This window comes from Bulleidia sp. zg-1013 (assembly GCF_019798045.1).
Taxonomy (GTDB): Bacteria; Bacillota_I; Bacilli_A; order Erysipelotrichales; family Erysipelotrichaceae; genus Bulleidia.
Genome location: NZ_JAGXEX010000001.1, coordinates 177,821 through 199,851 on the forward strand (window position 1 = coordinate 177,821; position 22,031 = coordinate 199,851).

Below are 22,031 nucleotides of genomic sequence, written 5' to 3' on the forward strand. Positions count from 1 at the left end.
AAAGAAATTTAAGCTTAAAACCAAGCTTAAACTTTCTTTTATTTCAATGGTGTAATCAAATCAATAATTGACTGATTTGTAAACTGATTTGTTTCTAATAAATTTTCTAACTTCGAAAGTTTATCGCTTACTAAATCCATGGATATATCCTCCGGTTGTGTGATAAAGATTAAATTGTTGTTCGTTTTCTTACATTTTTTCGGATCTAACAGTAATTCTTCATACAACTTTTCTCCCGGTCTTAAGCCGGTGAACACAATTTCTATATCCTCACCCGGCACATAGCCAGCCAATTCAATTAAATTCTTCGCTAAATCTAAAATCTTAACCGGTTTACCCATATCCAAGATAAAGATTTCACCTGTATTCGCAAAAGCACCCGCTTGTAGCACCAATTGAGCCGCCTCCGGTATTGTCATAAAATAACGGATGATATTTGGATCGGTAACGGTTACCGGACCACCATTTTCAATTTGTTTCTCAAATAAAGGAATAACGGAACCATTGGAACCTAATACATTACCAAAACGAACCGCGCATAACTTCGTAACACCATTGTCTTTATAACCTTGCACCAATAATTCGCACATACGTTTCGTTGCCCCCATGACATTGGTGGTACGAACTGCTTTATCCGTTGAAATCAAAACAAACTTTTCCACATTAGCCTTAATGGAAGCTTCAATTACATTCTTTGTTCCAAAGACATTGTTCTTAATGGCTTCTAATGGCGAATCTTCCACTAATGGTACATGTTTATGCGCCGCCGCATGAAATACAACATCCGGATGAACCTCTTGAAAGATTTCATCCATTCTCTTTTGATCACGAACGGAACCAATCAAACAAGTTAGTTTTGATTTATCAGGGTGGTATTTCATATTCAATTCCATTTGTAAATCATACATATTATTTTCATAAATATCGATTAACACTAAACGTTTTGGATTAAAAGTGAAGATTTGGCGCACCAACTCAGAACCAATTGAACCACCTGCACCAGTTACCACAACAATCTTCCCGGTTAAAAAAGTACCAATCGTTTCATTATTCAAATTTAATTCTCCACGCCCCAATAAATCATCCATCTTAATGTTACGAATAGAAGCTGTTTCCTTCTTTGCACCATCTTGGAAGGTAAAACCGACAATGCGTGTTCGTAATTTCAATTCATGGCACTTTTCAATCAATTTTTTCAAGTCTTCTTTTGTAATATTCTTAATCGCAATATAAGCCGTATCCACATTGTAATCAGAAATAATAGCTGGTAAATCATCATCGGTACCAAGCACCGATACGCCATTTAGAATCTGTTTCTTTTTCAAAGGATTGCGATCCACAAAGCCAACCACGCGAGAGTCATACCGATTTGAACTCATAATTTCTCGTAAAGCCATAACACCTGCTTGACCTGCCCCAAGGATCAAAGCACGATGATTTCTCTTTTGTAGACGAGCTGTGCGACGATACAAACGATACGCCATACGAACTCCAACCATTAAAAGAACTTGTAAAATAAGGGCAATCAATGGCAATGAGCGGAAATAGTCTTCAAAATTGATCGTAATGACAACTAAAAACCAACATATATTCCCGAATAAAGAAGCCATACCAACACGAATGACTTCGTCTAAAGAAATGTATTGCCATAAAGAACGATTTAGATGGAATATAAAGAAGGAAATCACATTTAAAATAACCGGAATAAGCATGAATTGCCATAATAAATCAAAAGCTGCTTGATAGCTTAAGCGACCCAAATCAGTACGAATAAAATAAGCCAATCCATAAGCCATAATTACTAAAACTGTATCAATAATCACTAAAGACACTTCTCTATATTTTTTTATCCAGTTTGTAATTTTGCTCATACGACACTTCCTTCTAATAAATCACTCTAATTATAAAGTTTTATTGATACAATGACAAATTCTTCACTTTATAACAGCCACAATCGTTTTTAATACTAATTGCAAATCTTTTAAGACGTGAAATTCTTTCAAATATTGAAGATTATACTTCATTTTCTTAGGTAGAATTTGTTTCACATAAGTTTCGTTTACATCAGTGCTATTTGCCAATAAAGTATCTTCATCCTTATAGGTAATACTTGCTTCACTAGTTACCCCGGCCGGCAACAACAACGTCGCTAACATTTCTGTTTCATATTGTTTCACATAGCGAGCCACTTCTGGTCTAGTTCCTACAAAAGACATATCGCCTAAGAAAATATCAATTAATTGTGGAATTTCATCCAAACGAAGTCCTCTTAATTTTGAACCTACTTTTGTGATTCGGCTATCATATAAGGTTGTGACCTGAACGTTGCCCTTATCTGCATCGGATACCATTGTCCGAAACTTGTGAATACGAAAGATACGACCATATTGTGTCACTCTTTCTTGACGAAATAGAATGGGACCTTTGGAATCCAATTTAATCCAAATGGAAAGAATTAGGAAAAGTGGTGATAACAATACTAACAAGACCAGTGAAAAAAGAATATCAAACAAACGCTTTAATATAAGACTAAATTGTTTCTGACATAAATATTCATAATAAGGTTTAATTTCTTCTTTTTGAAACTCAACCGGTAAATTGTCCCACTTTTTCAAAATCCCTAACATAATTCCCCTTATTTCAAATATTCGCTAACAATCTTTTTAACCCAATAAATGACATAGTCCTCATCTTCTTCGCTCATCAACGTATGATTTGGTAATGTGATTAGGTTGTGATAATAGTTATAGGCATTTGGATAATCTTTCATATCAAAACCCATATTCTTATACGCTGTCATCATTGGTAATGGCTTATAATGCACATTACAAGCAATTCCTTGTTCTCCTAAGCGTTCAATGATTTCTCTTCTTTCTGCATCATCAATACCTGGTATGCGAATGAGGTATAAATGACCGGTGGATGTGTATTCTTCACTATAATGCGGTACGACTTGAATCCCTAACGGTTTAAAAGCCGAATCATACTTTTCATTAGTAGCTCTTCTTTTTTTTAATAAATCGGGATAACGATCAAATTGTGCTAAGCCGACAGCCGCCAACAAATCCGTCATATTGCACTTAAACCAAGGACCAATAATATCGTATTCCCAAGAGCCTAGCTTACTCTTAGACAAAGCATCTTTATTTTGTCCATGCAAGGAAAGTAGTTGTAAACGCTTATAGATTTCTTCGTTGGAAACCCCTGGAATATCCTTCCAAGTTAAAGCCCCACCTTCAGCAGTAGTAAAGTTTTTAACCGCATGGAAAGAAAAAGCACTAAAGTCAGCGATGGAGCCAACCATCCTACCATGATAGCTTGAACCAAACGCATGCGCTGTATCCGCACAAATAGCGATACGACCAATCGCCTTTTGCAAATCATTCTTTGCTTGAAATAAATCTTTCTTACTTTCAACAATCTTAAACAAACGATCGTAATTACAAGGAACACCACATAAATCCACTGGAATAATGGCTTTCGTTTTGGTTGTGATGGATTTTTCCAAGGCATCGTAATCTATTAAATTACTATCTTTTTGACAATCCACTAACACAATCTTAGCACCCACATGATCAATAATAGAAGCAGATGCTGTATAGGTATAAGCACAAGTAATCACTTCATCTCCTTCACCAATACCTAAAAGACGTAAAGCCATTTCAGCACAAGCTGTCTGACTATTCAAACAAACCGCTTTTTCAACGCCAATCCATTCCGCAATTTTCTTTTCTAATAATTTCGTGCGAGGACCAGTTGTAATCCAACCGGACTTTAAAGCCGCAACCACTTCTTCCACTTCTTTATCACTAATGTCTGGTGGACTAAAAAGAATTTTTCTTGCTTCTAATGTTGCGTTATTTTCCATACCAGCCTCCAATTTTAAAATTTTTCTTCTTAATTATAATCTTTTTCTTATTTTTTTCTATTGCATACCATTAAATCCGTTTATCCATACGACTTCCTATTTGGATTAATAAGGAAGACGCACAATATAACACAATGATAAAAAGGTAAAACATATTCTTATAATAACGACTTCTCATCATTAAAGTACCATCGTATAAACCATGATAAATCACTGGCACAACAAGGGCTAAAATAAGATAAATATACTTGCGAACCATATAGCCCTTTTTCTCCATTATCTTAGCGTGACTATACATTAAACCCATTCCTATACCAAAACATAAATGCCCCGGTATTGAAAACAAGGCTCTTTCAAACGCTACCCTTAAACCCAATTGATAAACATATAAAACATTCTCGAAAGCCGCAAAACCTAACGAAACTGCCACTGCATACACAATTCCATCAAAACGATAATTAAAGTTTGAATCTCGCCAAGAGAATATCATCAAAAAGAGAAGCTTCATTCCTTCTTCAACCAAAGCAACCGCAAAAAATGCATAGTAAAAAGGATAATATAGATTTCTTTGTCTAACGAATAAAGATAGGATTACTTTTGGCCATTTACCCATATAAATAACCACCAAACCAGCTAATACTCCGGCAACTAATAATTTAAAAATAAGTTTCTTTGGTTCAGATTCTATTTTATCTATCCGATATACATAATTTAATAAGAGAAAGGCAGGAGCCAAAGCTGCTACCAACATAAAAATTCCACTATTCATACATCCATTCCTTTCCACTGCTAAGTATATTTACTATTCTCAGCTTGCATTCTTAAAAATACATCTTTATCAATGATAACCTCATAACTGCTTTCAACATAGTACTTTGTTGCAATTCCATTATTGGCTGCTCTTTTCTTTGATGACAGTTACCTGTCCCGTATCCGGTAAGATTAAGCCCATCATCATTTTTAATAGTATGCTTTTTCCACTACCATTCTCTCCACTAATGCAATATCCACCTGTAAAAAAAGAATAGGAAATTTCTTTTAAAACCGGCTGTTTATCAAACCTCTTGGAACAACGTTCTAATTTCAAATATTCCATTCGACAAGTTCCCCTTTTTTTCCAAATAGTTTCCCATCGCTAAAATCAATCTATCCATAGCAACGCTCAAATACTCTTTATTACATTCCTTTTTAGTGCCTTGGATAAAAGCATTATAGGCACAACCTCCATTGCATAAAAATAAATACGGACAATTTTCACATTCCATATCCACATCCTTTTCACACCATTGGCTTTGCATTAAGGTATCCATATATGGCTTTTTCCAAAAAAATCTTTGTTTAGTAGTACATTTCAAAACCACTCCAATAGACTATTTAAAACACGAGCGCCTGTTTTTTCTAAAACCGAAAAGGATTGGTGTCCTTGAGCAATTAAATAAATATTTTCAACGCCAATGGCTTTTGCGACTTCATAATCGTGGTCGGTATCTCCTAGATAGGTACAATTCTTAGGATTGATTTGTTGGCTTTGCATCCAATCCATAGCTCGTTGAACTTTGGAATTGGCTAAATGGTCTTGAATACCAATCACATCATCAAAAAAACCATCAATCTTCAAATTTTTAACTTGTTTATCAAGTTCATTTTGTTGGGTAGCGGACAGGATGACCTGACGGTAGCCTTGACGTTGAAACTCTTTCGCTCTTTCTTGAAAGCCTAGGCATAAATCAATGGTTTGATAACCTTCATCAAAGCGCTTTTGGAATTCATGTGTAATTTGTTCGTAAGAAACCTTCGTCAAATCATAACCCATCTTTTGATAGTAATGAATCACGGGAAAACAAAAGTTTTCTTGGTATAGTTCTTTCGTTATATATGGTACTTGTAAGTTCCAATCCTTTGCCATTTGATTTTCAATATCAATGCATAATTGAACATCATCAATGATGGTGCCATTAAAATCCCATATCATGATTTTCATGTGTTTATTGTACTAAAAAGAAAAAAGAAAGTGAATGTTCACTTTCTAATTCTCTTGGACTAATTCTTCACCAATTTCGTAGACATTACCTGCCCCAAGCGTTAAACAAAGATCTCCCTTTTTTAAATTCTTTTTTAAATAATCTTTAATTTCTGTAAAGCTTCCTAAGCTTAAGGCATTACCACCTAAATCATGAATTCTTTTTGCTAATAAATCAGATGACATACTACCGTCATTAACTTCTCTTGCCGCATAGATAGGAGCTAGTAGTACTTGATCCACCTGACTTAAAACTTGAGCAAATTCTTCAAATAAGAACTTTGTACGACTATAAGTATGCGGTTGAAATACTATCACCAAATGGTCATGTGGATAATCTTTTGCCATATCTAAGGCCGCCTTGATTTCTTGCGGATGATGAGCATAATCATCAATGATTTCAATATCTTTATAAAAGCCTTTTTTTTCAAAACGACGGTCTGCACCATGAAAATTCTTCAACCCTTCTTTAATAGCTTCAAAACGGATGTCAAAGGAAAGCGCCACCGCTATGGCAGCTAACGCATTGGTGATATTGTGTTGACCACCAACTGATAGTTCAATTGAACCTAAATACTCTTCTTGCAAATAAACATCAAACTTATTTCCACCATGATTTAAATGTTGAATATTCTTCGTGTACAAATCGCCTTTGTACAAACCGAATTGAAGTACTTTACCCGGATAATCTTGAACAATTTCTTCTACGTTATCAATCGCGGAATGGATAACTACGACGCCATCCTTGGATGTTTTTAAAACAAACTGATGGAAAGAATTGCGAATATCTTGAATGTCCTTAAAAAAGTCTAAGTGGTCTTCTTCAATGTTTAAAATAATAGAAGCTAATGGTTTTAAAGCCAAAAAAGAATTGGTGTATTCACAGGCTTCTGCTAAAAAAACTTCACTATGCCCAATACGCACATTACCCTGTATCTTTTTAAAGTTAGCACCAATAGAAATAGTTGGATCCAATTCAGCCGCTAAGAAGATATAACTTAACATAGCCGTCGTAGTTGTTTTCCCATGAGTTCCCGCAACCGCAACTGAGTTATGATAGTGAGCCATAACCTCTGCTAATAAATCCTTTCGATTTAATAAAGGAATACCCAGTTTCATTGCTTGTTGATATTCTGGATTATCACTGTGAATAGCAGCTGTATAGACAACCACTTTATATTTATTTGTGATATTCTCCGCTTTTTGACCAATAAAAATAGTCGCACCCTCTTTTTCTAAGTGCTCTGTGTTCATGGAACCATGGGCATCCGAACCGGCAACTTCAAAGCCGCGGTCTATCAAAATATGAGCTAAACCGGACATAGATACCCCACCAATACCAATGAAATAAACCGATGTTGGTCGATCAAACTGAATCGTCTTCATAAGAAACCCTCTTTTTCCTTACTAGTTTAGCACAATCAATTCGTTTTATTTTTGAAATTCAAACACTTGTTTCAACATGTCTACCCTAGCTTTTGTATTGATTTTAGTTTGTTTATTATAAAAAGTCTCCACGATAGTGAAGACTTTCTTAGTTCTTATTTAATAGAAGCTTGATAGATTGAATTAGCGGATTGAGCTAATAAAGCATCAAACTCTTCATCCGTTTGTTGAGCAGATAAGCCTTCTACTAAAGCTCTTGAGAAAGAAGCAATTAAACCATGATTACGAGCCAATTTTTCATTCGCTACTTCACGCGAGTAACCACCTGATAAAGCAACCACACGAACCACATGCTTATCTTTCATAAGTTCTTCATAATAATTATCCACATCTGGAATAGTGAGTTTAAACATCACTTTCACATCAGCTTCTAATTGACTAAGTTCAGCCAATAAAGCTTTCTTTAAGTACTCCTCCGCCTTTGTCTTTTCCGGACAATGAATATCCACTTCCGGTTCAATGATTGGCACCAAGCCATACGAAGCCACTTTCTTAGCCACCTCAAATTGTTGAGAAACAACATCCTGAATACCCTTTTCATTCGCTTCCTTAATAACCGAGCGTTCTTTGGTACCAAAGATATGATATTTGACCGCTTTTTCTAACAATTCATCCAATGTCGGCATTGGTTTCATCAACTGAACGCCATTTTCTAACTCAGCTAAACCTTTATCAATCTTTAAAAAAGGAACAACCCCTTTATCTTCCCATAGATAATCAGCGGTGTATTTATGATTCACTTTTCTTTCCATGGTCATTTCAAATAAGATAGCACCAATCATTTTTTCACTGGTAAATGAAGCCGATGTAACAATTCTTGTTCGCATTTGGTGTACCAAATCAAACATTTCTTCTTCATTTTTCCAAGCATCTTCACTAAGTCCATACGCCTTCAATGCTTTTGGTGTGCTTCCTCCACTTTGATCCAAAGCAGCGATAAAGCCTAACCCGGACGACATTCTCTCTAACATTTCTGTATTCATAAATCCCTTTCAGAGTAACAATCTCTTACTACCTTTCTACTTTAGTTATATACCACTAACCCAAAATTTCAAGAAGATTGTTCATCAATCCAACAAATCCAGTTGATTAAGGGCATAGGCGATACTAAAATACCATCTATATCAAAGAATAAATACTTCATTTTCTTTCTCCTTGAATGGTATAAAGAACATCTTCAAAATCTTTTATTGTCCAAATCACCGGTACTGGATAGGTTGGATTGGTCTCCTTTTCCGCCCCTTTAGCTAAGAAAGGAATATCTTTCGTTTGAATTTCAGCTAAATGATTTGGAATATCCATCTTTTCATTCATGGAAGAAATCCAAGGAATAACCTCTTCCTTCTTTAAACCAATAGCAGAACCGATTTCTTGTAAAGAAGTTTGAATACCAGCCCCATATTTTTCTAGCACAATTGGTAAACAAACCGCATTGATATAACCATGTGGTAAATGGTATTTAGCCCCTATACCATGAGAAAGCGCATGAACAGAACCTACATAATTATTCGTAAAAGCAATCCCGGCTTTATAAGAGGCTTCCAGCATTTTCTCTCTTGCTTCTAAATCTTCTCCATTTCGATAAGAACGATATAAATAACGATGAATAAGAGCAATCGCTTCTAAGGCATAAGCTTTAGTTTTTTTATTATTGAAATAATTCATATAAGCTTCTATTGCATGGGTTAAAGCATCCATTCCACTATATGCCGTTAAAGAAGCTGGTAAAGATAGCAATAAAGCAGGATCTAAAACCACCACCTTAGGAATTAAGAAAAAATGATTTAAAGAACGTTTGCGCCCCATCTTTTCGTCTATAATGACAGCTCCAGCTGAAACCTCCGAACCACTACCCGCCGTCGTTGGTACGCAATACAATGGATCTAAATGGTACTTCAATTTTCCTTTCATCACATCCGTATACGATATTTCCGGATTTGAAACCTTCGCCAAAGCTACTTTAGAACAATCCATCACCGAGCCACCCCCAATAGCGATTAAAGCTTCCGCATGAATTTGTTTATAAAACTCCACTAATCCTTTCACATCTTCAAGACTAGGATCTGGATGCGTTTTATCATAAACCGCATATACAATTCCACAATTCTTTAAAGCCATCAAGAATGGTTCCAAGGTTTTTCGTTTGATAAAACCAGAAGTGGTGACCACCATTATCTTTTTCACTTTTAGCTTTGAGGCGAATCGAACTAACGTATTTTTTCCTTGGTATAGCTTCGGTAAGAACTTTAATTGCGTCTTTTGAATGGGACTAATAAGTGCTTGTTTCAAACGTATAAGATTTGTATTCATCGACTTGCCTTTCGTATCTCTTGTTGAATATAGTTTAACACATGCCTTTTATTCGCTGACCATTTCGGCTCGATTAAGTTTTTCTTATCCCCATCTCCGGTCATACGATGGATGACACAAGTTTCCGGTAGGATTTTCAAGCATTGAATTAAAACCGCTGTGTATTCTTCTAAACTAAAGATATGAAAAGGATGTTCTTCATATTCCAATGCCATTTGTGTTCCCTTTAAAAGATGAAGCCCATGGATTTTAATACCATCCAAACCAGGTTTTAAATCAGAAAGATAACGCATACTAGCATACATCATTTCTTCTGTTTCAAAAGGAAGTCCTACAATCATATGAACAATAACCGTCATTCCTATTTTCTTTAAATCCACATAGGCTTTTTCAAAAACATCTAAGGAATAACCACGATGAAACGCCTTTGCACTTTCCTCATGGATGGTCTGTAAACCAAGTTCTATCCAAACGGGTTTTATCTTATTTAAAGCTTCTAAACCTTCTAACATATCTTCTTGTAAGCAATCCGGTCTTGTTCCAATAGCCAAACAAACAATTTCTTCTTTTTCGATGGCTTCTTGAAATAAAGATAATAAACGTTTCGTATCCCCATAGGTATTCGTAAAAGATTGAAAGTAAGCTATATATTTCCATTTTTCTCTAGCAATGGATTTTGGAAATTTAGCTTCCACTTTCTTTTTAGCTTCTACGATTTGACTTGAAATATCTTTAGGACGGCTCGCAAATTCACCTGCTCCTCTTTCTGAACAAAAAGTACAACCACCATAGCCAATAAGTCCATCCCGATTGGGACAAGTACAACCGGTGCTTAAGGATAAACGATAGACTTTCGTACCAAACAATTCTTGACAATAATCCGACATTGTTTTCATTTTCATATTCCTATTATTCCTTAAAAGTCAGAAAAAGAGAATGCTATAATAGGGCAGATGGAAAAAAGTATTCGCTTTCAAGATAAGCTTAAAGACCAAATGATTAAAATTGCCATGATTAGTCTTGTTTTATTAGTACTGGTCTTTTATTGTTCGGCTTATATTTTTAACCAACACTCTAGCCATCAACGATTAAAAAATAATAATGATAAAATTGAAGAAAATTTTCGTCAGCTCTTTTTGACAATGGATTATTATCAGCTAAAATTTCTATCTTGAATTTACACTCTAAATGCAACAATTAAATAATGACTCATAGCCTTGGTATTACTTTACCAATCCTTCTTATCTTAAAAATAAGTGCAGATATCAGAGTTAATTACTCTCTAACAACTACACTTTTATAGTACTAAAATTGACTAAGAGTATTGCCTCTTAATCACTTAAATTATAATTTCCAACTAGCCGCTTGACTTCTTTCCTGAATAAAGCGTTGATAAATCCCCTCTTCGTTCATCAGAGATTTATGATTCCCATCTTGAACAACATGACCATGATCTAAAACAAGAATACGATCGGCTTGACGAACGGTTTTTAAACGATGTGCAATCATAATAATCGTTTTGTTTTTCGTTAACTCATGGATAGCTTGTACCAGAGATTTCTCGTTTTCCGGATCCACATTGGCGGTTGCTTCATCCAAAATAATGATTGGTGCATTCTTTAAAATAGCTCTTGCAATCGAAATACGTTGTTTCTCACCACCCGATAAAGAAGAACCACCTTCACCAATAATTGTATCGTAACCATTTGGTAAAGCCATAATAAACTCATGACAACAAGCACTCTTTGCGGCTTCAATCACCTTATCCATGGATACATCCGGCTGACCAAAACGAATATTATTCGCGATCGTATCATTGAACAAATACACATTTTGAAAAACAAAGCTAAAATTTTTCATTAAACTATCCAAACTATAGTCTTTGATATTTCGACCACCTAATAAAATTTCACCCTCTTGTACATCCCAGAAACGAGCTATTAAATGACATAAAGTTGTCTTGCCGGAACCGGATGGACCAACAATTGCTGTCGTTGTTTTCTCTTGAATTTTCAAATTCATATCTTGAATTAAATTTTCATCTTGATATGAAAAAGTAACGTGTTTTAATTCAATGGAATGATTTTCCGGCTCTATCTCTTCACCATCAATATCCATTCTCGGCATTGTTAAAATTTCACCGGCTTGATGAACACAATTTTCAATCACGCGCAATAAAGCCGAATAATTACCGGCCGTATCCAAATGTTCATAAATCATAAAAGACGCTACCAACATCAATAAAGTCATTGCTAAATCCATGGAACCGCTCAAATAAAACCAAATAGAAACCATACTTAGCACAACACCAATCCACTTAATCCAAAGGCTTTGAACCGCCATGAATGGAATAAAAGAATATTCCATTTTTGTATTCACTTGCACATTTTCAGCAATCAGTCGGTGCAACTCTTTCGCTTGCTTGCCGACCAACTGAAACTGTTTAACCTCTGCCATTCCTTGAACCTGTTCCAAAACCTTACTAACTAATTCTGAAGTATTATCCACTTTAGCTTTAGAGATTGCCTTTGAACTATTATTCATCCAATAATTCAAAAGAATATACAAACCAAAGCCGGTCACCAGAATCAATCCTATACGCCAATCAAAAACAAATATCGCAACTGTAATCCATGCCGTATTCAATAAACCACTTGAAACCAACATCACCGCTCTTGTCGCAACTTCTCCTAAATTTTCCATGGTATTGGTTGTGACTGAAGTGATTTCTCCTAAACTCTTTTTATTAAAGAAACCCATTGGAAAGTAACGCAAATGTTCCGCAATTTCAATACGCTTATCACAAGCAACACCATAACCGCCCTGTGTTTGCAGCACAGTGCTTTTGGCACGAACAAGAATCGCTCCAATCGTACCAACAACTAGAATAAGTACTACTTTTAAAATTAAAGTCATATCAATGGTATTCTGCACAATTCCTTGTAAAGAAAGTGAAATAGCACCAATCTTAAAAGATTCAAAAAAAGCCACCAGAACACTTAATAAAATTGAAGTATGGAATTTCTTGCGATTCTTTTCATCGCTAAAAGCGAAGAATTTACGAATAATAGAAATCATTTCACCACCTCCATTCCTTCATCTTTAACCGAAATATGCGCTTGCCACATAGATTGATATAAAGGACAAGAGTTCAGTAAATCTTCATGTTTTCCTTGTGCAATCACCTTTCCTTTTTCAATCATACAAATTTGATCCGCATCTTGAATTGTAGATAAACGATGGGCAATCACAATCAAAGTTTTATCTTTTACCAACCGGGCTACAGACTGTTGAATAATAGCCTCATTTTCCGGATCGGTATAGGCTGTTGCCTCATCTAAAATCACAATTGGTGTATTGGCTATCATCGTTCGAGCAATCGCAATTCTTTGTCTTTCACCACCAGATAAATGACCACCTGCCTCCCCTACAATCGTATCGTATCCATTTGGTAAAGCCATAATGAACTCATGGCAACCACTTTCTTTTGCTATTTTCTCTACTTCTTCATCACTCGCATCCGGTTTGCCCATACGAATATTTTCGCGGATACTTTGATTGAATAAATAATTATCTTGGGACACAAAGCTAACCAAGCGGTAATAATCCTTTAAAGGAATCTCTTGTCCATTCACCGAGCCAATCGAAATAGAGCCTTCTTTCACATCCCATAAAGCCGCAATCAATTTCGCAATAGTGGATTTCCCGGACCCGCTTGGACCAACGAAAGCAGTCAATTTCCCTTCCGGAATTTCTAAATCAATCCCATGTAGCACTTCCTTTTCTTGATAGGAAAAATGCACATTCTTTAAACTAATATGGTAATTATCCACACTTTGATTTAAAGATTCGGCATGGTTTTGAATTGGATTTTCTAAAATACCAACCACTTCACCTACAATCGTACGAATACGAGCCATGTCATCAGAATAAGACATCATTGTAATTAATGGTGTTAATAAACCCATCGATAAAAGAATAATAACAATGAAATGATAAGTGCTTAAAGAACCATTCATCACAAACCATAAACCAAACGGCAGCACAAATAATAAAGTGTTTGGTGCAACCGTTAAAGCTGTGCTTTGTTTATAACGATGTTTATTCATCCAATCCACATAACAAGAAGCTCCTTCTTTCGCTGCTACAACGAATTTCTCATAAGAGGTTTTGGATTTACCAAAGGCTTTAATCACCTCAATACCTTGAATATATTCCACCGCTGTATCGTTTAAAATCTTAGTTTTATCAATGGTATTCTTATAGTCCTCTTCATAACCATTCATCATCAACATATATGCAGTTATACCAATTGGTAATGGAATTAAAGCAATCAAAGCCATACGCCAATCCAAAAAAAACAAATACACAAAAATAAGAATTGGAATAACCATATTCCCACTCACTTCGGGAACAATATGAGCCAATGTTGTTTCAATGGAATCAATGCGCTCGACCATAATATTCTTTAATGTGCCTGAAGAATAGCTCTGCACTCTTCCCAATTCCATCTTGGATAAATGAAGGCTTACTGCTTCACGCATATTTCCTAAAACTTGAAAGGTTGCCCTATGAGAAAAAGTTGTGGATACTTTCTTTGCTAAAACACTAAGCAACCAAAGTAATGCTAAAACGAAACCCTCATGAAGATAGACTAACCAATCCATTTGTTTGGATAATAGTTGTTGTATCATTTGGGCAATCAATAAATATGGAATAATAGCTAAGGCAACGCCAAGTAGTGATAACACAATAGAAATCACATACGAAGATTGATATTCACCGGCAAACTCGTAAATCCAAGTTGCTGTGGATTTCTTTTTCTTTTTCATACTCCCTCCTTAAAGTTTGTTATAACTAACTAAATAGATTATATACCCTATTTTATTTTTGAACAAAAAAAGACGGGTCTTTGATACATTAAAATTATCATAGATGGATTTAAGCCATATATACAAAGGCTTTTTTTAGTATTTGATTTTCTTCCACAAGCTAAGCCATGCGTTTCTAAAGTTCTTTGACTTGTTTGGCTGTAAGAACTTCTCCACTGTCTGTTTCAACGAGGGTTCGTTTGAAATCCTCGTCGTAACGATTTCTTGTGAACATAAAGATACCTTCTTGTAGTGTATAAAATAACTGTATATCTATTCAGTTAATGTGTCTACTTTAATAAGTATAGTGCAATTTAAGTATAGAACAGACTATGAAATCATAACTGGAAAGACTTTAAAATCCATTATTAAAGAAAGCTAATAATATATACGCCTATTAGCTACAAAATCAAAAAGTTACCGAAACCCTTTGAATAAAGGACTTCCGTAACTTTTTACTTTCTTGAAAGTGTTAAAAATAAGGTTTTAGCATGTATTGTTCAAGATTTAAAGATAGGAGTAATCAAGTTCAGTTGTAGGTAAGTTTATGTTGATTTAATATGTATTTTTTGTGTAATATTATTGAGGGTGAAAGGCATTCAATATGGAGGGTGTTTGAATATGAAGATATTAAATAAAACTAAAAAAATATTTATGGCTAGTCTATGTGCTATTTTTTTTATTTGCAAGCAACGTTGAGGCAAAAACTATTGGGGCGTTTTCTAATTTTAGAATTACATATTTTGGTCAAAAGACAGGATATTTAAAAAAACAAAATAAAAGTTATTATGTTTTAAACTTGAAGCCGTGTGAAGATCTTGCACCGATGAGGGTTAAGCATGTTCTTTTGAATTCGAATGGTTCTGAAAGAAGTGGACAAAGTACATTAAGATGTGGTCAAAGAGCTACTTACAGCAACTGGGCTTCACCAGGATACATATATTCTTTGAAAATGGCTAGAGAAAATTGGTGGGACGGTTCAGCGGCTATCACAGGAAGTTGGTCTCCTGATTCTTATTAATTAATAAATTTTGCCTTTTATCTTCTTTTCTATTCAAATAAAAAAAACAATGAAATTATTAAGTAAAAAAAAGTTTATATTAATAGTGGTGCTTGTGTTTTTGTTTTTAATTTTTAAAGATACTATACATACAGCATTGTTTTTTGATATAAATAGTCCAGATTTGTTGAATTCTGATGGTGCTCAGATAAAACTTTACCTTTTAAAAGACAGCATTTCACTAGTAAATCTTAGATTTAATTTTATGTCATATGTATCATTCTTAATACCAATTCTGTTGATTATTCTTGGATATGATTATAAAGAAATTAAGAATAATCTTTTGAAGTATAATATTGGTAAGAATAAGGCATATAATAAGAAATTATTTTTCGGCAAAATGAAATTTGCTGTTTTTGCTTCATTAATAGTGTTATTTGCTTTTTCATTTGTAATGAGTGTGTCTATTTTTTTTAATGGATCTACCACCAATGTAGTAGATGAATTTGTATTTGACAACTCTAGTGTATTAAGTAAAATTTTTAATTCTGATTATGGTTTTTTACTATTTACTGTTTTGTCAGTTATGTTTTCAATTATTATTAATGGGTTTTTTTATTATATATTGATTGACTATATTGATTTTATAAAAGGAACATTACTTTTTATTAGTTTTATTTGGATAGGTTCGATGATATTATATAGGTTTTTACCTTTTTATTTAGTGCCTATGTCTTCGATAATGATAACTTCGTACGGAAACATATCAATTCCAAAAATGTTGTCTCCTTATATTTTTCATATCATGATTTTAGTATATATTCTTTCTTCCAGAAAATATGAGGTTAAGTAAATGAAAGTATTAAAAAGTATTACACTAATAATTTTTAAAATTTTAATTGTTTATCTTTTAGTTGACACTTTGGCTTTTAATGTTCAAGTTGATAGTTGGAATAATTTTGATATGGAACGATGGTTGAATCAGGCAATAAAAAGTATCTATGTTTATCCGCAAAATAGTGAAAAAATATTTGATATTATTAAGTTTCTTACAACAATTTCTATTTATTTTATAGTGGAAATGGATTCAATTATTAATATTTCCAATCTTACTTTAGGATTTAAAGAAGTTATTAAATACCATTCTGTTAGCAAGCTTGATTACATAAAAAAAGTAATAAAAATTCTTTTTAGCTTAAATTGGTGTGACTTATTATACTGGGGTGCTGTTTTTTTGATCCCTATTTATTCATTTGGAAAAGGTGTATTGGACACTAGTGCCATACTGAGTGTATTGTCTTTTATAGTTATAAACTATTTATTTAATAATTTTATAGCGTTATTAAGTAAGAATCCATTAATATGCATAATTCTATTTATAATAAAGCATTTAGTATACTCATTGTTTATAGGATATGAATATATTTTGATTGTATTGATTATAGTAATAATCGTTATAACATTTAATATAGAGGGAGGGGAATATATATGAATTTAGTTGTTCAAGATGCAAAAAAGAGTTTTGGTGATTTGCTTGTATTTAAGAATATTAATTTAACTTTTGAAACAGGTAAATTTTACTTAATAAAGGGGAGAAATGGTTCAGGAAAGACTGTCTTTTTAAAAACACTTTGTGGATATTATTCTTTAGATGATGGCAGCATTTATCAAGATGGAGTTCGTATTAGAGATAAAATCAACTACATAGAAAATGCAGGAATAGTTATTGAAAATCCTAAGTTTCTATCTCATTTAACATTAATTGAGAATTTAAGATTGTTAAAGACTATGTCCGATAAAGTAGATGAGCAAGCAATAAAAAAATGGATTGATTTTTATGATTTGACAGATTATAAGAATACAAAATATAAACACTGTTCTTTAGGGACAAAGCAAAAAATGTCTTTAATTCAAGCTTTTATTCATAACCCAAAGGTTTTAATATTGGACGAACCCTTTAATGCATTAGATACGCACAGTATAGAAAAAACACAAAAATATTTTAACGATATAAAACAAGATACAATCACAATTCTTAGTACTCATATTGATGATAATTTACGGTATATTTCAGATTATGAATTTATTTTTGATGATGAATTTCTTCTACAGACAACTTAATTTTGGTTTAACGACTATAATTAATTCAGGTATAAGATGTAATTTTAAGGCAAATCAGCAATGTTTTGAATAAATACCAAGGTGTATACATATATTGGTTCTGGTATTTATTTAAAGTCTATCTAATTAAGCTGGGTGCTATAGAAATTTAGAAGTGAATAGTTTGAAATAATTAAACGCATAGAGCAAGCAAGAAGTAAATAAAATTATAAAAGGTTAGACGATAGTTTTATATAGCTATTTGAATTAAGGACTTCCGTAACTTTTTACTTTCTTGAAAGTGTTAAAGACAGGGTCATATTCCAGATATAAAAAGCCGATGTAGTCCTAAGACCACACTGACCAAATATTTATCTCTCAACTTCTTTTGATACTTCTTAATTACATCAATGACCGATTCTTTTTTCTCATTCGTTTTATTCATACCAAGGTAGCTATCCATATTAGTTTTCAGATGCTCCAATTCCTCATACTGTGCCGATAATGAACTATGTTTCTTGGCAATCTCCTCTTACGAAACTTCATGGAGACTAAATTCCACTTCCCATCTCTGATGTGGAATTTACCTTCTCACTTCAGACCAGAGTTATTGACATAGAAGATTCCTTTACTAAAGCAAAAATAAGCATTACTGTTATATTTCAAAATTGAAATTAGCATTGTAATATCTGAATATGAACCAGCAACTACCAGTATGAACAAAAATGATATTATACTTGAAATCTTATATTTCAAAAACAAAGGTAAAATCAAGCTTAGAAATACAACAGGAAGGGTTATAACCACATTTGGTAATAATAATATTTTCACCACTTGCTTTTTACTAACCTTCTCTGTGCAATACGTCAATAATGAAGTTTGATAAACATAAATGCACTTTTCTTCTTCATTAGAATATGAAATACAGTGCAAGAGTTCATGACAATAAAACAAAGGAATTAAAATAAATAAACCGATGACATCAAAAATTATAGTTTCATATAAACTGAATTTTGCACTGTGTAACATACTATAAAAATTCAAAACACATGGTATGACAATTACGATAAGCGAGATAATTTTTTCTTTTAAATTAATTGATACTTTTGAATAATTTGTAGTATCTGTTTCTTTTAATTCATTATATGACTTAAGCCATCCACAAAATTTAATCATACAATCAACCCCTTTTAAAATTTTATGATAAAGTGAAAAAAAATTTAATTAGACAATGTACATTAAGAGCCAAGAAATCAGTTAAATATATTACGTTCAATTCTAGCGATACTTCTATTTATAATCAGTGAAATTCCTAATAAATCGCAATCAAAACTTATTTTATACAGTAAGATTATATTTCTCTGTATTTTTGTCTATTGCGTATCACATTAAAGTACTTCTTATCTTCAACTATATTCTAATTCATTACTTCTATTTGTCCATAGCCATTTAAGAATTATTATAAAGTGGTAGGTAAAAGAATATTGCAAACCTTGAAATGTTTCCTTGAGGATGAGCACAAGCAAGAATATAACGCAGGTTCATTCAGATAGAGAACAGCACAGATGCTTCATATCATAAATTATGAGAAGCACTTATCGACAGCAAGAAGAGTAACAAAAATGTTTATTTCTATATGATTCGAAAGAAGTTTACTTAAAGGGGGTAAAACGGATTTTGCCCAAGAAATTTCCGCATGCGAAGCTAAAAGTATGACAGGGGCATAGCCGCTGTACGAAAATTATCGCCGACACTCTGCATATTGCGAAATGTTAAAGAAAGAGATGTCACAGCGGTCGCTTTTGGATTCATCGGACGCGGATATTTTGACTGTTACCTATATGAGGAATCAATTATTCAATTTATGCTAACAATGAATTTGCGCCGTTATCCAGAAACTGTGGATGACAGTACTTCACTATTATCAAATGCTTCAATGCAATTAACATCCAATAGAAGAACGGATGGAAAATTATTATATTTTTTTGATAAGCACGCATAAATATATCCGGATTCTCCTAACATAAAAGATATGTCGCAACGGAAATTATAATTATCCCAGTTGATTACGTTCGGAGACAAAAGCGATGGTGTATGATAATTCACTTGCTTTAGTGACTGTTTGACTAGCTTATTATTTGCACAATCAATAACAGAGGCGATTCCATGACACAAGGTATAATTTTCCATTTTCTTTAAAGAATTACTGATTTCATTTAATACATGCTCATAATTTTGCTCGATTTTTCTTGAACCAATCAATAAAGAGATAACACAAAATAATCCAAATTGACCCGAACACCATTTATTATTATCTTTATTTAAATTAGAAGTAATTAAGGCAAGTTCTTTTTTTGCTTTTATCCTTACAGTTGCATTTTTCGATATAGATAAAACTTCTAATAATATTCCCAATTCACCATGTAATAATCCATATTCTGATTTCATAGTTCCTTCATCATTTAAATATTGTGATTCTAATTTATTCTCTAATTTATTCTTTATTTTCACAAGTTCTTCAGACAATTTACAATTATTCAAAAATCGAATAACACCCGAAAGACCCGAAAAATATGTTAAATCAACTATATCCTTTTTTTCTATAGAATTAAAAATATCAGTAATTATTTCTGAAAACCTATGGTAATGCATTATATTACCAGATATGACATATGCGTTGTATTCCAAATAAGCCAGTCCACCTATCCCTGTAAACATTCCAAAATCTTTTATATTACTATCAAATCTGTTTTAGTCATATTTTTATCTATCAGTAGTTTCCATAGTTTATTATAGCTAATCGCCATGTCGTCACCTTTATTTTTATAAAGATAATCTTTATAAAAATATACCGCATTCTTTCATGTTTTCCCAGAGAAAGAGCAAAAAATAATAACCATCCGTAAAACGAGTGATTTGTACTGAGGCTATACGCCTCTTTTTCTTTACCTGTGTGCTCAACAGGGCTCGTTACCTATAAAAAAGAGCATTTCATAAAGCCCTAAAACTTCTTATTTTCTCGCTAAAATAAAGTTTAATATAATACCCACAACCGCGGATAAAGCTGTTCCGCTCAAAGTCACAAAACTACCAATTGGCAAGATGGCTCCACCGATACCAATCACTAACATCGCCGAAGCAATAATTAAGTTTCTTTGTTCACTAAAATCAACTTGATGATCAATTAAAACACGTAAACCATTGGAAGCAATGACTCCATATAAAAGAATGGACATACCACCCAATACCGCATTTGGAATGGTTTGAATAACCGCCGATACCAATGGGAACATCGATAACACCATTGCTATACAAGCCGCTCCAACTGTCACATAAATCGAAGCTACCTTAGTCATACCGATAACCCCTGTGTTTTCACCATAAGTTGTATTGGCTGGTCCACCTAATAAAGCCGATACTGAAGTCGCAATACCATCCCCCATTAATGTTCGATCCAAACCGGGATCTTTCAAGAAATTTTTACCAACTATCTTAGAAAGAACGGTATGGTCACCAATGTGTTCAGAAATTGTCACTAAAACAACCGGTAAAACTGCAATCGTTTCTGGTCCAAAGTAGAAGTGCCATTGGTGAAAATGACCTAGTTGAAATGGCAATAAGAATTCCGGAAGAGCAACTAAACGCCCTGATTGAATCACTTGCTTAATAGGCGTAAAATCCACAATTCCAAAAGTAATCGCTACTACATAACCAATCACAATTCCACATAAGAAAGGAATAATTTTAAAGAAACCCTTTGCTTTTGTCGAAATCAAAGCCGTTATCACAAAAGTGATAAACGCAACCACCATCGCTCTAGGATTACCACCCTGTACCAAGCCGGCATTACGAATTGCCGAAGATGCTAAGCCTAATCCAATCACCGCAATCATTGGTCCAATCACAATTGGTGGTAATAATTTATCCACCCAATCTTTACCCACAAACTTAACAATCAAACCAACAACCACATAGATTAAACCGACTAAAAATAAGCCGGAAAGAGCCGCATCCTTAGCACCGCCCATGGCTTTAACTGCAATTTGTACAGCCGCAATATATGCAAAACTACTACCTAAGTAAACCGGTACCTTAAATTGTGTAATAATCGCATATAATACCGTACCTAACCCCGACGCAAATAAAGCTACAGAAACCGGAAAGCCCGTTAAAATAGGCACTAAAATCGTGGCTCCAAACATCGCAAAGACATGTTGAAAACTTAAGAAAAACCATTTTGATGCTTCCGGCTTATTCTTAACGTCCAAAATCATTCCATTACTTTCTTTCATTTATCCTCCTTTGGTCCTAAAAAAAGTGACCTTATCAGGCCACTATAAATGACATATTTCCATTTTCCTTACTGACCTCTCGTGTCAATTTAAAGGACCTTACCAGTACTTTAGCAGATTTCAC

21 protein-coding genes are annotated in these 22,031 nt (G+C 33.6%); 5 read left to right on the plus strand and 16 right to left on the minus strand.

The annotated features are described in order from the left end of the window. Positions 1–38: 38 nt before the first annotated feature. The 11 genes from K7I92_RS00820 to K7I92_RS00870 form a co-directional block, all read right to left on the minus strand. The gene (locus K7I92_RS00820) at positions 39–1,871 is read right to left on the minus strand and encodes a nucleoside-diphosphate sugar epimerase/dehydratase (RefSeq protein WP_203245557.1); all 1,833 of its coding nucleotides are present in this window, start codon (positions 1,869–1,871) and stop codon (positions 39–41) included. Between the two features lie 63 nt (positions 1,872–1,934). Then, complete coding sequence (locus tag K7I92_RS00825; RefSeq protein WP_370541416.1) at positions 1,935–2,615, minus strand: sugar transferase; 681 nt, start codon at positions 2,613–2,615, stop codon at positions 1,935–1,937. 20 nt (positions 2,616–2,635) lie between these two features. After that, positions 2,636–3,868, minus strand: a complete 1,233-nt coding sequence (locus K7I92_RS00830) for a DegT/DnrJ/EryC1/StrS aminotransferase family protein (protein ID WP_203245555.1) — start codon at positions 3,866–3,868, stop codon at positions 2,636–2,638. A 70-nt stretch (positions 3,869–3,938) separates the two neighbouring features. Then, positions 3,939–4,637 (minus strand): PrsW family glutamic-type intramembrane protease, encoded by a 699-nt coding sequence (locus K7I92_RS00835; RefSeq protein ID WP_203245554.1) that lies wholly within the window; start codon positions 4,635–4,637, stop codon positions 3,939–3,941. Between the two features lie 120 nt (positions 4,638–4,757). Next, positions 4,758–4,964, minus strand: coding sequence for an ATP-binding cassette domain-containing protein (locus K7I92_RS00840; RefSeq protein ID WP_203245553.1), 207 nt, complete (start codon positions 4,962–4,964; stop codon positions 4,758–4,760). After that, positions 4,924–5,178 carry an SPASM domain-containing protein gene (locus tag K7I92_RS00845; protein WP_203245552.1) on the minus strand — a complete coding sequence of 85 codons (255 nt, stop codon included), beginning with the start codon at positions 5,176–5,178 and terminating at the stop codon, positions 4,924–4,926. Before K7I92_RS00845 ends, K7I92_RS00840 begins: the two co-directional genes overlap by 41 nt. Before the next feature lie 41 nt (positions 5,179–5,219). Beyond that, positions 5,220–5,849 carry an HAD family hydrolase gene (locus tag K7I92_RS00850; protein ID WP_203245551.1) on the minus strand — a complete coding sequence of 210 codons (630 nt, stop codon included), beginning with the start codon at positions 5,847–5,849 and terminating at the stop codon, positions 5,220–5,222. Between the two features lie 45 nt (positions 5,850–5,894). After that, positions 5,895–7,274, minus strand: a complete 1,380-nt coding sequence (gene murC, locus K7I92_RS00855; RefSeq protein ID WP_203245550.1) for a UDP-N-acetylmuramate--L-alanine ligase — start codon at positions 7,272–7,274, stop codon at positions 5,895–5,897. Positions 7,275–7,429: 155 nt separating this feature from the next. Then, positions 7,430–8,317, minus strand: a complete 888-nt coding sequence (locus tag K7I92_RS00860) for a fructose bisphosphate aldolase (protein WP_203245549.1) — start codon at positions 8,315–8,317, stop codon at positions 7,430–7,432. Between the two features lie 157 nt (positions 8,318–8,474). After that, positions 8,475–9,644 carry an iron-containing alcohol dehydrogenase gene (locus K7I92_RS00865; RefSeq protein WP_220281675.1) on the minus strand — a complete coding sequence of 390 codons (1,170 nt, stop codon included), beginning with the start codon at positions 9,642–9,644 and terminating at the stop codon, positions 8,475–8,477. Then, positions 9,641–10,546: a TIGR01212 family radical SAM protein gene (locus K7I92_RS00870; RefSeq protein ID WP_220281676.1), complete on the minus strand. Its 906-nt coding sequence runs from the start codon at positions 10,544–10,546 to the stop codon at positions 9,641–9,643. The genes K7I92_RS00865 and K7I92_RS00870 overlap by 4 nt, the downstream gene beginning before the upstream one ends. Positions 10,547–10,597: 51 nt before the next feature. Here K7I92_RS00870 and K7I92_RS00875 point away from each other — a divergent pair, with 51 nt between their 5' ends. Continuing rightward, positions 10,598–10,819, plus strand: a complete 222-nt coding sequence (locus tag K7I92_RS00875) for a hypothetical protein (RefSeq protein WP_220281677.1) — start codon at positions 10,598–10,600, stop codon at positions 10,817–10,819. Positions 10,820–10,988: 169 nt separating this feature from the next. Here the strand turns inward: K7I92_RS00875 and K7I92_RS00880 are convergent, their stop codons facing one another. Beyond that, positions 10,989–12,722, minus strand: a complete 1,734-nt coding sequence (locus K7I92_RS00880) for an ABC transporter ATP-binding protein (RefSeq protein ID WP_220281678.1) — start codon at positions 12,720–12,722, stop codon at positions 10,989–10,991. Continuing rightward, positions 12,719–14,476, minus strand: a complete 1,758-nt coding sequence (locus K7I92_RS00885) for an ABC transporter ATP-binding protein (protein ID WP_220281679.1) — start codon at positions 14,474–14,476, stop codon at positions 12,719–12,721. The genes K7I92_RS00880 and K7I92_RS00885 overlap by 4 nt, the downstream gene beginning before the upstream one ends. 865 nt (positions 14,477–15,341) lie before the next feature. On the opposite strand from K7I92_RS00885, the gene K7I92_RS00890 reads away from it, so the two are divergent. From K7I92_RS00890 to K7I92_RS00905, 4 genes are read left to right on the plus strand one after another with little or no spacing between them, the layout of a single operon-like run. After that, entirely contained in the window at positions 15,342–15,536 is a 195-nt protein-coding gene (locus K7I92_RS00890; protein WP_220281680.1) for a hypothetical protein, read from the plus strand. A 49-nt stretch (positions 15,537–15,585) separates the two neighbouring features. Next, positions 15,586–16,368, plus strand: coding sequence for a hypothetical protein (locus K7I92_RS00895; RefSeq protein ID WP_203245542.1), 783 nt, complete (start codon positions 15,586–15,588; stop codon positions 16,366–16,368). Beyond that, positions 16,369–17,007 carry a hypothetical protein gene (locus tag K7I92_RS00900; protein WP_220281681.1) on the plus strand — a complete coding sequence of 213 codons (639 nt, stop codon included), beginning with the start codon at positions 16,369–16,371 and terminating at the stop codon, positions 17,005–17,007. Then, positions 17,004–17,636: an ATP-binding cassette domain-containing protein gene (locus K7I92_RS00905; RefSeq protein ID WP_203245540.1), complete on the plus strand. Its 633-nt coding sequence runs from the start codon at positions 17,004–17,006 to the stop codon at positions 17,634–17,636. The genes K7I92_RS00900 and K7I92_RS00905 overlap by 4 nt, the downstream gene beginning before the upstream one ends. A 570-nt stretch (positions 17,637–18,206) precedes the next feature. Here the strand turns inward: K7I92_RS00905 and K7I92_RS00910 are convergent. From K7I92_RS00910 to K7I92_RS00920, 3 genes are all read right to left on the minus strand, one after another. Continuing rightward, positions 18,207–18,791, minus strand: a complete 585-nt coding sequence (locus K7I92_RS00910) for a DUF3267 domain-containing protein (protein ID WP_203245539.1) — start codon at positions 18,789–18,791, stop codon at positions 18,207–18,209. Positions 18,792–19,502: 711 nt separating this feature from the next. Continuing rightward, positions 19,503–20,333 (minus strand): lanthionine synthetase LanC family protein, encoded by an 831-nt coding sequence (locus K7I92_RS00915; protein WP_220281682.1) that lies wholly within the window; start codon positions 20,331–20,333, stop codon positions 19,503–19,505. 293 nt (positions 20,334–20,626) lie between these two features. Further along, positions 20,627–21,907, minus strand: coding sequence for a uracil-xanthine permease family protein (locus tag K7I92_RS00920; RefSeq protein ID WP_220281683.1), 1,281 nt, complete (start codon positions 21,905–21,907; stop codon positions 20,627–20,629). Positions 21,908–22,031: the final 124 nt, after the last annotated feature.